Origin of the sequence: Eubacterium barkeri (assembly GCF_900107125.1) — a bacterium.
In the GTDB taxonomy this organism is placed as follows: Bacteria; Bacillota; Clostridia; order Eubacteriales; family Eubacteriaceae; genus Eubacterium_O; species Eubacterium_O barkeri.
Genome location: NZ_FNOU01000007.1, coordinates 50,356 through 63,777, shown reverse-complemented (window position 1 = coordinate 63,777; position 13,422 = coordinate 50,356). Strand labels below are relative to the sequence as shown.

12 protein-coding genes are annotated in these 13,422 nt (G+C 47.5%); 11 read left to right on the top strand and 1 reads right to left on the bottom strand.

Annotated elements, in window-relative coordinates; genetic code table 11:
* Positions 1-2: 2 nt before the first annotated feature.
* Positions 3-1,307: a bifunctional folylpolyglutamate synthase/dihydrofolate synthase gene (locus BLU30_RS05875; protein ID WP_090244425.1), complete on the top strand. Its 1,305-nt coding sequence runs from the start codon at positions 3-5 to the stop codon at positions 1,305-1,307.
* 9 nt (positions 1,308-1,316) lie between these two features.
* Here BLU30_RS05875 and thyX read toward each other — a convergent pair whose 3' ends face one another.
* Positions 1,317-2,090: an FAD-dependent thymidylate synthase gene (thyX, locus tag BLU30_RS05870; protein WP_090244423.1), complete on the bottom strand. Its 774-nt coding sequence runs from the start codon at positions 2,088-2,090 to the stop codon at positions 1,317-1,319.
* Between the two features lie 203 nt (positions 2,091-2,293).
* Between thyX and BLU30_RS05865 the strand changes: the two genes are divergently transcribed.
* The 10 genes from BLU30_RS05865 (at position 2,294) to cooS (ending at position 13,419) form a co-directional block, all read left to right on the top strand.
* Entirely contained in the window at positions 2,294-3,124 is an 831-nt protein-coding gene (locus BLU30_RS05865; RefSeq protein ID WP_090244422.1) for a dihydropteroate synthase, read from the top strand.
* Entirely contained in the window at positions 3,124-3,762 is a 639-nt protein-coding gene (locus BLU30_RS05860; RefSeq protein ID WP_090244420.1) for a cobalamin B12-binding domain-containing protein, read from the top strand. The genes BLU30_RS05865 and BLU30_RS05860 overlap by 1 nt, the downstream gene beginning before the upstream one ends.
* A complete protein-coding gene (locus BLU30_RS05855) occupies positions 3,762-4,466 on the top strand; it encodes a GntR family transcriptional regulator (RefSeq protein WP_090244418.1) in 705 nt (234 codons plus the stop codon). Before BLU30_RS05860 ends, BLU30_RS05855 begins: the two co-directional genes overlap by 1 nt.
* 267 nt (positions 4,467-4,733) lie before the next feature.
* Positions 4,734-5,504: an ATP-binding protein gene (locus tag BLU30_RS05850; protein WP_090244416.1), complete on the top strand. Its 771-nt coding sequence runs from the start codon at positions 4,734-4,736 to the stop codon at positions 5,502-5,504.
* 4 nt (positions 5,505-5,508) lie between these two features.
* The gene (gene acsV, locus BLU30_RS05845) at positions 5,509-7,449 is read left to right on the top strand and encodes a corrinoid activation/regeneration protein AcsV (protein ID WP_090244413.1); all 1,941 of its coding nucleotides are present in this window, start codon (positions 5,509-5,511) and stop codon (positions 7,447-7,449) included.
* Positions 7,446-8,090: a DUF3786 domain-containing protein gene (locus BLU30_RS05840; protein ID WP_090244411.1), complete on the top strand. Its 645-nt coding sequence runs from the start codon at positions 7,446-7,448 to the stop codon at positions 8,088-8,090. The genes acsV and BLU30_RS05840 overlap by 4 nt, the downstream gene beginning before the upstream one ends.
* Positions 8,091-8,177: 87 nt before the next feature.
* The gene (gene acsD, locus BLU30_RS05835; protein WP_090244409.1) at positions 8,178-9,113 is read left to right on the top strand and encodes an acetyl-CoA decarbonylase/synthase complex subunit delta; all 936 of its coding nucleotides are present in this window, start codon (positions 8,178-8,180) and stop codon (positions 9,111-9,113) included.
* Between the two features lie 18 nt (positions 9,114-9,131).
* A complete protein-coding gene (acsC, locus tag BLU30_RS05830; protein ID WP_090244407.1) occupies positions 9,132-10,478 on the top strand; it encodes an acetyl-CoA decarbonylase/synthase complex subunit gamma in 1,347 nt (448 codons plus the stop codon).
* Between the two features lie 117 nt (positions 10,479-10,595).
* Positions 10,596-11,381 carry a carbon monoxide dehydrogenase/acetyl-CoA synthase methytransferase subunit gene (gene acsE / locus BLU30_RS05825; protein WP_090244405.1) on the top strand — a complete coding sequence of 262 codons (786 nt, stop codon included), beginning with the start codon at positions 10,596-10,598 and terminating at the stop codon, positions 11,379-11,381.
* A 130-nt stretch (positions 11,382-11,511) separates the two neighbouring features.
* A complete protein-coding gene (gene cooS, locus BLU30_RS05820) occupies positions 11,512-13,419 on the top strand; it encodes an anaerobic carbon-monoxide dehydrogenase catalytic subunit (RefSeq protein ID WP_340148131.1) in 1,908 nt (635 codons plus the stop codon).
* The last annotated feature ends 3 nt before the right edge of the window (positions 13,420-13,422 follow it).

Here is a 13,422-nt window from a genome sequence, read left to right as displayed (position 1 = left end):
GCATGAATTTGGAAGAATCACTGTGCTATATTGAAGAAAACGGAAAGTTTGGAATTAAGCTGGGCCTGGAAAAAATAGCGGCACTTCTTGAAGAACTGGGGAATCCCCAGGATAATTTAAAATTCATCCATGTGGCAGGGACCAATGGAAAGGGCTCTGTGTGTCATATGCTTTCTGCAATTTTGACCAAGGCGGGTTATATTACCGGAATGTATACCTCCCCTGCGTTGGAATCCTTCAATGAACGAATTTGTTTGAATGACACTTGTATTGACGATCAAACCCTATCTGAGATGGCCAGCCGGGTACGAAGGGCTTGTGATACCTTGGTCGCCCGGGGGAGTGAGCATCCCACTGGCTTCGAAATTGAAACGGCCATGGCTATTTTGTATTTTTATGAAAAACAGGCGGATATCTGCATTATGGAGGTAGGAATGGGCGGTCGCCTGGATGCAACCAATGTTATCCCCGCACCTCTGGTAGCCGTCATTATGGGAATTGATATTGATCATGCCGATTATTTAGGGGATACCGTTGGGAAAATCGCTGCAGAAAAAGCCGCCATCATCAAGGCGGGATCAACAGTGGTGGTTTATCCCCAAAAGCCGGAAGCCTGGGAATCCATCGCCCAGAGGGCAGAGGCGGTAGAGGCTCCGGTGGTCCATGTGGCGGTGGATGATTTAAAGCCTTTGGACCAAAGTCAGTGGGGCCAGCGCTTTGCCTATCAAAGGAAGAGGGGCATTCCTGGACTGAAGACCTTCACCCTTAAGCTTTTGGGGGAACACCAACAGGCTAATTGTGCCACGGTGCTGACGGTAATTGCCCTTCTTTTGGATCAGGGGTTTCAGATTCAGCCCACAGATATTGAAGAGGGACTTTCCAGTATGGTGTTTCCAGGGCGATTTGAGTTCTTAAACCAGGAGCCGGTTATTTTAATCGATGGTGCCCATAATCCCGATGGCATTGGCAGTTTTGCAAAGAATATTCAGGCTTATTTCCCGGATCGCCCCATCAATCTGTTTTTTGGGATGCTGGCGGATAAGGATATCCAAAAGTCCCTGGATTTGCTCATTCCCCTGGCGACGACCATCGGCACCCTGACCCCAGACAATGAGCGCGCCCTTCCCGGGGAAGCCATGTCAGAGTTTATAAAGAGTGCCTATGGAAGGGAGGCAAAGGTGTGGGATACTCCAGAGGACGCCTTAGCCAGTATTGATTGGACACAAAAAAAAGCCGTTAATGCCTTCGTGGGATCACTTTATATGATCGGGAAGGTACGAACGGCCTATCGGCATCAAAAAGATTGAGAATTCAGATTACAGTGCTTTAAATTTCGCCCGGACTTCTTCTGCTTTGCCACAGGTCATGATCCCCTCGGGACATGGGCCTTCCACACAATTGGGACCGGCATGGGAGAAAAGGATGGGCGCTATTTTTTTGCATTCTGCAAGCATCTGGGTGGCGCATTCCCGGATTTCCCATTGGGCGCGGCTGCAGCATCGGACATTGAAGAAATGGAGGAGCTCCCGGACATTCATCGTGACCACGATTTTAGTTTCACAGCCATTGGGGAGAACGTAACGGGCATCCTCAATTCCCATTTTTTCAGCAGCAGAGGCGGCCTGTTTTTCGTTCATTCCCTTGGCAAGGAGTCCGGCCTTGTGCTTTTCAATGAGCAGATCAGCCAGGATATCGTAGGAAGCCTGGGCATTTTCCATGGCCCGGAGGTATTCTTCCTTTGCAGCTGGGATTTCGGCAATTTCCGGCGGGACGACATAATCGAAGCTGGATTTTTCCGAAACATACCGTTGGGACTGCTGGCTAAAGCTGGCCATACGATGGCGAACCAGCTGGTGGGTGAGGGAACGGCTAACCCCCTCAATGGCAAAGGTAAAGGTAGCATGCTCCACTGGGGAAGCATGGCCCATGGACACCAGGCGATTCAAGAATTTCTCCACTGCCTCTGGGGTGAGATCGGCCATAATGTCCTTTGCTCCGGAGTGGGAATAACAGAGCTTTGCAGCAGCAGCAATTGTTTTTTCAGGTTCTGGGGTGTGTTGAATAAGGGTAACGCTTAATTTTGATTCCATTGACAACTCTCCTTCATAAAAAAAATTCCATTCTGAAAAGTATCCACTTCCGAATGAATGCTTCTTAGAAGTATACCATTTCTCCATACAAAAAGATATTATGTTTATTATTTGACAAGGGAAAAGCCATGATTTACATCTTTGAAAACTGCTGAAGCCATGGTATGATAATGCTATAGAAATACCGAAAGGAATCTTAAATAATGATCATAATCGGTGAACGGATTAATGCGATTGCCTCTGGAGTAAAAGAGGCCATTGAGAAAAGGGATGCCCCTTATATAGAAGACCTGGCCCAGCACCAGACACAGTGTGGCGCAGATTATTTGGACTGCATGGCGGGAAGGACCAAAGATCCATACCAGGTTATGAAATGGCTTATCAAAGTGGTGCAGGATAGGGTGGAGACGCCATTATGTATTGACAGCGGTGATCCCAGGCTGCTGAAGCGCCTCGTTGAATCCGTGGACTTCCATCGGCCGGGGATTATCAACTCGATTAGCGGTGCCGGAAAAAAGGGGGGAATCCTTTTTCCAATGATTGCCGGAACCCCATGGAAAGCCATTGTTTTGACTTGTGATGATCGGGGGGTACCCAAAACCACAGCAGATAAGGTGGAAATTGTGAAACGACTCCTTGAGCAGGCTGATCACTACGGTGTTGCCATGGATCAGCTTATCTTTGATCCCTGTATCATGGCCCTTGTGGCTGTACCGGGAGTAATGAAAACCTACATGGCAGATGTGGCGGCCATTCGAAGCTTGGCTCCAGAGGCCATGGTTTTAGGCGCAATTTCTAATATTTCTTACAATATGCCCGAACGGAGCGTCATCAATGCGGCTTGCATGACCATGGCCATCCAGGCCGGAGCAGAGGCAATGCTGGTGGACCCCTGTGATCAGGCGATCACCAATGCCCGATTTGCTGCGGCGGTGTTAATGGATGTCGACCACCGGGGATTGGATTATAATCGGGCCTGGCGGGATGGTCGCATCCTGGGGTGTTCGGGAAATCAGGATAAAGGAGAAGGCTGATGTTTGCTGATGAATTAAATGCCTCCATCGAGGCCATTGATAAAGGTAGGGGACAAACCTTAATTCGGGATGCCTTGGCTACAGGGATGCTGCCGGAAGAGGTTGCCGGATATTTAAAGGATGCCATTGCGAAGATGCTTAAAAAATATGAGGAAGGGGAATATTTCATTGCCGACCTCATCATGATGGGGGAAGTCATTGCCGCGTTCTATCAGCTGGTCAAGCCGACGGATGCCGACGTCATTCCCTCAGGGAAGCTGGTCATTGGGACTATCTTTGATGATATCCACGATGTTGGTAAAAATATTTTTTGCAGTCTGGCGAGAAGTGCCGGGTTTACTGTGGTAGATTTGGGTATTGATGTTCCCGTTGGAAAATTCATTCAGGCTATCGAGCGGGAAAACCCCGATATTCTGGGGGTATCCGCTGTCCTTTCCACAACCTTAGACAATGTAAAGGTTTTGGTGGATGCCCTGGAGGCCCAGGGGCTGAGGGAACGGGTAAAGGTCATCTTAGGCGGTGCAGTAGCGACACCAGATTGTGTGGCGGCCATCGGCTGTGATGCCAGTACCATGGATGCAGTCGAAGGGCTCAGCCAGTGCATTGCCTGGATGAAGGTACAAAAGGTGGAGGACTGATGGCACGGATTCTATATCTTGATATTGTCAATGATATTAAGAGTAAAATTGAAAAAGGTGTTCTACGCCCCGGGGACATGCTGCCCTCTGAAAATGAGATGACAGAGCTGTATGGTGTCAGCCGCACAACTCTCAGGAAAGGATTGGCACTTTTAGTCAATGAGGATTATATCTACACGATTCAGGGGAAGGGGCATTTTGTCTGTGAACCTGCCAATAGCCACTACCAATTTTATTTTGATGAAATTGATAGCTTAAAGGTGGAGATTGAGGAGGTTAAGCTCCATAGCGTACGCTCGGTTCCCCCAAGCCGAAAGCTCATCCGTGAGCTGGGAGTCAGACCCTATGAGTATGTGGTTAAAATTGAAAAAGTGGCCATGGAGGATGAGAAGATTATCATGGTTTCCATCGTCAACGTTCCTTACGAAAAGGGAAACCCCATTGTTGAGAGCGTTATTAATTTTGCCAATTATGATGGTTATATTAAGGAGGATGATTTACAATTTCAGATTCGGAAGAAGCTGCGGTTAGAAATTGTGGTTCCTCCGATGGAAATTTGTGAGCTTTTGGACATTCCACCAGGGGATTGCTGTTTTCGCATATCCCAGAGAATTGTCTCCCTTAAAGATAATTCACCAGTGAGTTATAACGAATATTATATCAATCGCAATTATTATGAGCTGGAGGCTGAAACCACCATATAATTGGAAATACAGGCATTTGAACAGGGCCAGGGAAAGACGATCCGAGAAAGGATTGGAATTTCTTGGTCCCTTTTTATTCCTTGATAAAAGAAAAACATAATTTTACTATAATCTACTGTTGACAGCCCTTTTCATAGCGTTTATAATCTAGTTATACATGTGTACACAAGTTGTATACTTAAAATGATCCTAAGCAGAACAGACAACAAAATCCTTTGCTGAAGCGGGGATGGGGTTGAAAATGAATTTCAATGAAGGGATATTACTATGGCTTTTAACATTGCGATTGCAGGAAAAGGCGGCGTCGGAAAAACAACACTCACCGGAATGTTGGTCACGTATATGGCTGGGAAAGGCAAGGGCCCTGTTTTAGCAGTGGATGCCGATTCCAACGCGAATTTGAATGAGGTATTGGGTCTGGAAGAACCCATTACCATTGGCCATGTTAAGGAAGAAATCAATCATGCTACCATGGATGGGCAGCCACTGCCTGCAGGGATTACCAAGGCGGATTTTTTGAAGTTACGTCTTAACCAGGCGATTGTGGAAGGTAAAGGATTTGATCTTCTCGTTATGGGACGTGGACAGGGTGAGGGCTGTTATTGCTATGTTAATGGGATGCTCAAGGCCCAGGTCGATGACTTATCAAAAAATTACGACTATGTCATTATGGATAATGAAGCAGGAATGGAGCATATCAGCCGAGGAACCATGGGTCGGATGGATATGCTGCTTTTGGTGTCCGATAGCTCCCGCCGTGGGATTCAGGCCGTGGCACGTATTCGGGATTTAGCCGAAGAATTAGGCCTCAAGATTCCCGTGATTAAGTTGATTGTCAATCGTGCGCCAGGTGGAGAATTAAATGCTGGGACAGCAGAGGAAATAAAACGATTAGGGCTGGATTTGGCTGGTGTTATTCCGATGGATACCGATGTTTTCGAATTCGATGCTTATGGCAAGCCTTTGGTGGAATTGCCAGAGGACAATCCAGCTAAAGCGAAAATTATCAGTGTCTTAGATTCCCTGGGAATTGAGTAGACCGATGCATCACATCGCATTTGAAATCAAGGGAAAACGCAGGGTGGAATACATTGCTGGAGATGGTGAGCTCATCATAGATGCGGCCCGACAGGCCGGTGTGATGATTGATTCACCTTGTAATGGCAATGGAACCTGTGGAAAATGCAAGGTGCGTATCCTGTCTGGCGAGGTTGGGGGAAATTCCAGTGAACGCCTGGAGGAAGAGGCTGTGGCAGATGGCTATGTACTGGCTTGCCAGTGCCATGCTTTATCGGATTTGGTTATCGAGGTGCCCGATTTGGCATCCTCCTTCCAAAATAAAATGCAAATTACCGATTTATCGGCCAGTGAAAATAAAAATATTCGATACGTCCGAAAAAAGCTCATTCAAATGGGGATGACGGACGATAACCGGCTGTGTTGTGAGATCATCACCCTTCCAAAGCCGGATTTAGACGACAATGTAGACGACAAAACACGCCTGTGGCGTTATTTTTCCCAGACCCTGGGATTTGCAGATATCCACATGAGCCTTTCCGTCATGCGTAAGCTGCCGGATATTCTCAGAGTTGAGGACTTCAAGGTCAAGGTGGTGTATCTCAATAATGGGGAAACTGCGGAAATACTGGATGTAGCCGTCCCTTTTACCGATGCACGACAGCTCTACGGCATTGCCTTAGACATTGGAACCACCTCTGTTTCTGCCTGTCTGGTGGATATGGACAGCAATGAAATTGTGGCAAAGGCATCCATGGGGAATGCCCAGGTGAAATATGGCGGTGATGTCATTAACCGGATTGTGTATTCATTAAAGCCAGGGGGTCTTGAAAAACTTCGGGCGGCGGTGGTGGATGAAACCATCAACCCCTTAATCGAACAAATTGTCCTGGCTACGGGGATTCGTCCCACGGATATTTACACCATTTGTGCGGCTGGGAACACGACCATGGTTCAGCTGCTTCTGGGGGTAAACCCGGACTACCTAAGACAGGAGCCCTTTATTCCAGGAGTTTGCCGGGTAAACGAACTGGCAGCCATGGATTTAGGGATCAATATTAATGCCGAGGGGCGGATCTACCTGGCTCCCTCCGTCGCCAGTTATGTAGGTGGCGATATTACCACTGGCGTTTTCGCCGTGCCCCTGTGGCTCCAGGAGGACTTTACCATGCTGGTGGATTTGGGCACCAATGGTGAAATCGTCTTTGGGAATCAGGACTTTATGATGACCTGTGCCTGCTCTGCCGGGCCGGCCTTTGAAGGGGGAGAGATCAGCTGTGGAACCCGGGCAGTACCGGGAGCCATTGAAACGGTCCACATTGACGACACCTCCTATAAAGCGGATTTTCATACCATCGGCGATGAAAAGACGGTGGCGGGAATTTGTGGTTCGGGTATCATCGATTTAATTTGCGAGCTGAAGCGCGTGGGACTCATCGATGGGAAGGGACGGATGCCCCGGGAATTCAGTACTCCCCGGATTGCCTTCGATGATTATGACATCGGGCGGTATCTGTTATTGTCCAAGGATTTGGACGGCGCAGCCCGGGATATTTACTTGACGGAGGTGGATATCGATAGCTTTATTAAAGCCAAGGGAGCCGTATTCTCAGCCATCAATACCCTGCTTAAAACAATGGATATGCCGGTGGAGATATTGTCCAATATCTACGTGGCCGGTGGGATTGGGACCAATCTCAATATCCACAACGCCATTGCGCTGGGGATGCTGCCGGACATTGAAGAGGAAAAGTACTACTTCATTGGAAACAGTTCTATTCAGGGCTCCTACCTTGCCTTGACCTTAGCAGAGGCAAAGGAGAAAATCGAAAGTATCGCCGATAATATGACCTATGTGGAATTAAGTGCCCATCCGGGGTATATGGATGAATTTATTTCAGCCTGCTTCATTCCCCATACGGATAAAACCCTGTTTCCAAGTTTAAATCAAGGGGGGATGGGATGATCGATCGTAAGGCAATTCTCGAAGCTGTTGAAGAGCACCGTAAGGATAAGGTTCCCCTGGAGCATTACCGAAGCTTACTCGGTCAGCATGACCCACAGGAAATGGCAGCGGGAAGCAGCTGTCCATATGATGAAGCTGAAAAATCCTTTGATGTCGTGCTTATGGGAAAACACTATTTTGTCAGCTACCCAAAGGGGATAATTACCATGGAGGATGGCACCGAATGCCAGGATATGCACATGATGACGCTGATCCTGCGGTATTTGGAAAATGCGAAGCCCATGGAACCCACAGGTGCTAATATTGCTTACCGGGATATATCCGGTGGGAACCATTATTTTAAAACATTTGAAGGCCGCTGCCTTAAACGTTTGGCCTTCAGTTTCGGACACAACCCAGGAGGTTTTAAAAAGGCCATGGCGGCTGTCGGTGCAGAGCTGGTAAAAGGAGGGGATTTGGCCTACCGATTCCGGTTTATTGGAAATCGGTATGTTACCGCGATTTTGTGGCTGGCCGATGAGGAGTTTCCGCCGGAAGCCCAGGTGCTCTTTGATGAAAATGTTTTAACTGCCTTTGATGCCGAGGATTTGGCAGTGGTTGGCGATGTTTTTATCAGTGAGCTGAAGGCTTATACAAAATAATAGGGTATAAAGTTTAATCTGTTTATATCAATATAATTTATTTATATTTATTATAAAATTCAAAGAGGTTTAGAGGAGGTTTTGGAAATGCCATTTAAAATGACAAAGCAGAAATTCAGTGGCAGTATCAACGAGTGTGTCCTGGGGACAGGCGAAAAAGCCATCACCATCGGTGGGGAAAAGGGCCTGATGTTCCTGGACGATGCTGGGCATGCACCAGCAGTGGGAATTGAAATTACCGATTCATATCCGGAGGATTGGGAACCCTGTCTGAAGGATCTGTACGGTGATGTGATGAAGGACCCAGTGGAATGGGCCAAGTACATCGAAGCCAATACCGATGCTCAATTTATCGAATTGAAATTTAGCAGTGCGGACCCCAATGGTGCGAATCGTCCGGTTGATGAATGCGTTGAGATTGCAGTCGCTGTTGAAGCTGCTGTGGATCTGCCCCTTATTATTGGTGGTTGTAAAAATGCTGAAAAGGACAGTGAGCTATTGAGCAAAATCTCCCAGGCATTAATGAATAAGAATGTCATTTTATTCTCTGCTGTGGAAGATAACTATAAAACAATCGGAATCGAAGCCAATGCGGATGGCAACAAGGTTTCAGGTGAATCTGCCGTGGATATCAACCTGGCTAAACAGTTGAACATCCTCATGGACCAACTGGGCGTGAATAAAGATAACATGGTTATGGATATCGGTTCAGCTGCTGTAGGTTACGGTTTTGAATATGTTGCATCAACCATGGACCGCATTCGTCTGGCTGCTCTAGGCCAAAATGATGATTCCCTCCAGATGCCCATCATCACCAATGTAGCCGATGATGCCTGGGGCGTAAAGGAAGCCGTGTTTACCGAAGAGGAAGCTCCGGAATGGGGAAGCCAGGAAACCCGCGGCATCGATATGGAAGTTTCTACTGTGGCTGCCTGCCTGATTGGAGGCAGTAATGCGGTCGTCGTCAGACATCCCAAGTCCGCAGCAGTTGCTTTGGATTTCGTCAAGGAATTAGTTGGTTAGGAAAGGCGGCGTACTAAAATGGCAGTAAAAGGATTAGATATTTTCAAATTAACTCCCAAAAAGAATTGTAAGGAATGTGGATTCCCGACCTGTATGGCATTCTCAATGAAGGTGGCCGCTGGCGCTGCTGAATTGGAAAAATGTCCTTATATTTCAGACGATGCCAAGGCAGTCCTTTCCGAAGCCACAGCACCTCCTATGAAAACCATCAAGGTAGGTACTGGTGGAACAGAATATACCCTCGGTGGCGAAACGGTACTTTTCCGTCACGAAAAAACCTACAACAACAAAGCCCTCATGGCTGTAGAACTCTCTGATGCCGACGCTGATGACGTCATTGCAGCAAAGATTGCTCATTTAGAAAGCGTAAAATACGATCGAATCAGCGAAATGATGTTCGCTGAAATGGTTGCGGTCCGCTACGCAGGCGATAAAGACAAGTTCTTATCCCTCATTGCAAAGGCTGTTGAACTCGGCCGTGTACCCATCGCCGTTGTCGAAGATGCAGATGTGGCTAAGGAAGCGGCTGCTGCCATCGCACCCGTCAAGGGGATTCTCATGGCTGCCAACGTAGATAACGCTGAAGCCATGGCTGCTGTTGCAAAGGAAGCTGGTGTCGTTCTAGGTGTGACAGCGGACAGCATTGAAGCCCTCCACGACACGGTGGAAAAAATCGAAAAGGCCGGTTACAAGGAATTAATCCTGAATGTGGGTGAAACCTCCATTAAGGATGCCTATCAAAATGCTGTAACCATCCGGACCAATGCCCTGAAGGGGGACGACCGGACCTTCGGTTATCCATCCATCGTCTTTGTTAATAAGCTGGCAAAGAGCTCTGAAATGGAAGTGGCTCTGGCTTCTGCTTTCATCATGCGTTATGGCTCCGTTATCGTCATGAATGATATTGATTATGCCCAGGCTCTGCCACTGTTCGGCCTGCGCCAGAATATCTTCACTGATCCTCAGAAGCCAATGCGTGTTGAACCCGCGATCTATGAATACAATAAGCCTGATGATAACGCACCAGTCCTCGTTACCGTTGACTTTGCATTATCCTACTTCGTGGTTTCAGGCGAAATCGAACGCTCCAAGGTGCCATCTTATCTGATTATTCCCGATGCTGGTGGATACTCTGTTCTGACCGCCTGGGCAGCTGGTAAATTTGGTGCAGGAACCATTGCTGATTTCGTCAAAGAATCTGGCATTGAAGCAAAAACTAAGAGCAGAAAGCTCATCCTGCCAGGGAAGGTAGCTGTCCTCCAAGGGGATGTTGCTGAAAAACTGCCGGATTGGGAAGTCATTGTTGGACCGACCGAAGCCATGCAGGTTCCTAAGTTTATGCGGGATCTTTGCGGCATTAGCTAGAAAGCACAGAGTAGCATTCAAAGTCGGAATGAATTCTGGCTGGAGGAGCGCTTTCCCCTTGAAGAATGGAGGAAGTGCTCCTGTGAATAAATGTTGAAAGCGTGAAAGGAGACTCCTATGTCTAAATTTATGGTAATTGGTGAACGGATTCACTGTATCTCACCGGTAATTCGAAAAGCTTTTGAAGAACGTAACCCTGAACCAATTCTGGCTCGTGCAAAGGAACAACTGGATGCTGGTGCAGATTATTTGGATCTGAATATTGGGCCGGCTGAAAAAGATGGGGAAGAACTGATGCAGTGGGGCGTCAAGCTCCTCCAGGAAAACTTCAATAATGTGCCGTTGGCATTGGACACCGCTAACATGAAAGCCATTGAAGCAGGTATCCAGGTTTATGACCGCAGTGTTGGGAAGCCTATGGTTAACTCAGCGGATGCTGGCGAACGGATTGGTTACTTAGATCTGGCAGCTGCCAATGATGCCATGTGTATCTGCCTGTGCTCTAAAGAAGGTGTTCCTGGTGATAATGATGAACGGATTGCCTATTGCTCTGAGCTTCTCGAACGAGGCATGGAACACGGTATGGAGCCCACAGACATGCTCTTTGATCCCCTGTTCCTGGTGGTCAAGGGAATGCAGGATAAGCAGATGGATATTTTAGAATGTATCAGTATGATTACCGAGATGGGTCTGCTGACCACCGGAGGCTTAAGCAATAACTCCAATGGTGCTCCCAAACATATTCGTCCCATTTTGGATAGCGCGATCATGGCCATGGCTATGCAGTGTGGTTTATCCTCTGCGATCATCAATCCCTGCGACAAGCGATTGATGGAAACCATCAAGGCTTGCGATATCATTAAGAATGAAATCCTGTATGCGGATTCCGTTTTAGAATTGTAATTTTAGCTAAAATAGAATAGAGCGTCTTCGCGAGGGCATCGAAATGCCGGTGCAAAGACGCTCAGAGAGAACACATCTATTATAGCAAATTTTTAACTGTTTGAAAACAGAAGAATGAAGGAGATAAAATATGTCAAATGAGATGGCCAGTAAGTTATTGGAATTTGACCAGATAGCTGAAGCTTTATTAGAAAAGGCCGAAAAGGATGGCGCTGAAACCATGTGGGACCGCCGGAAAGCCTTAAAGGCCCAGTGTGGTTTTGGTGAAAATGGGATCTGCTGCCGAATTTGTGTCATGGGACCCTGCCGGGTTGGGATGACCGAAGACAAAGGCGCACAACGTGGGATTTGTGGCGCAGACCGCGATACCATCGTTGCTCGTAACTTTGCCCGTATGGTCTGCGGGGGGACTTCTGCCCACTCTGACCATGCCCGGGATATCGTTCATGCCATGCACAATTCCTCCGCAGAAGGCCCCTTTAAGATTCGTGAAGAAGGTAAGCTGCGCAGAATTGCTGCAGAGTGGGGAATCGAAGATGCTGATACCAAGGAAACCTACGCTTTGGCTCATGAATTGGCAGAAGTTGCATTGTTGGAATTTGGAAAGCCCTTTGGTACCCAAAATTTCTTAAAACGTGCCCCGGAAGCCCGTCAAAAGATTTGGAACGACGAACGTCTGGCACCTCGTGCCATTGACCAGGAAGTGGTTACCCTGATGCACTCGACCCATATGGGTTGTGCATCGGATTATAAATCCATCTTAAGACGCGCCCTGCGTACCGGGATGGCAGATGGCTGGGGCGGCTCTATGATTGGAACTGAATTCTCAGATATTATGTATGGTGTTCCCACCGAACGTGCTTCTCAGGCCAACCTTGGAGTTATTGAAGAAAACATGGTCAACGTCATGATTCATGGACATGACCCAAATCTGGCAGAAATGGTGGCTGTGGCGTCCAAAAACCCAGAATTCATCGAAATGGCAAAAGAACAAGGTGCCGATGGTATCAACATTGTTGGGATGTGCTGTACTGGTAATGAAATGACCATGCGTCATGGTATCCGAATCGCAGGGAACTTTTACCAGCAGGAAATGGCAATTTTAACTGGGGCTATGGAAGCAATTGTTGTTGACGTGCAATGTATTTTCCCGGCATTGCCAGAATTAGCAAAATCCTACCATACCCGTTTTATCTCTACTTCTCAGAAGGCCCATATCGCCGGAGATATGTATATTGAATTTAACGAAGAAGATCCCATGGCAGTGGCAAACGAAGTCATTAAAACTGCAGTCATGAACTTTAAAAACCGGGATGCCTCAAAGGTTAGCATTCCTGAACTAAAATCAGATACCATCGTCGGTTATTCAGTAGAAACTACCATCAGTGCCTTAGACCGCGTGGTGAACTCCCAGACCGATGTTACTGGAACTTTTAAGCCTCTCACAGACCTGATTTGGGCTGGTGTCCTCCGTGGTGCTGCTGGTGTGGTCGGATGTAACAACCCGAAACAGGAACATGACCTGGCCCACATCACCTTAATCAAAGAGCTTATTAAGCGGGACGTGGTTGTCGTTGTGACAGGATGTGCGGCTCAGGCAGCTGCTAAAGCTGGTCTTTTGACTTATGAAGCGAAGGATCTTTGTGGCCGTGGGTTGCGTGAAGCTTGCGAACGTGCTCATATCCCACCTGTACTGCATTTAGGTTCCTGCGTGGATAACAGCCGAATTCTGGATTTAGTCAATCAATGTGCCAACGAACGCGGCATTGATGTCTGTGAACTGCCTGTTGTTGGGGCTGCTCCTGAATATATGTCTGAAAAAGCCGTTGCTATCGCATCCTATGTGGTTGCTTCTGGACTGAATACCTACCTGGGTGTCACCCCCTATGTGGCTGGTAGCCCCAATTTCATGAAGGAAATGAGCGAAGGCCTGAAAGAATACACGGGAGCTGGTTTTGTCTTTGAAACCGATCCGATGAAGATGGTTGATTTGATCATGGAAGATATCGAAGACAAGCGTGTCAAATTAGGAATCTAGCCG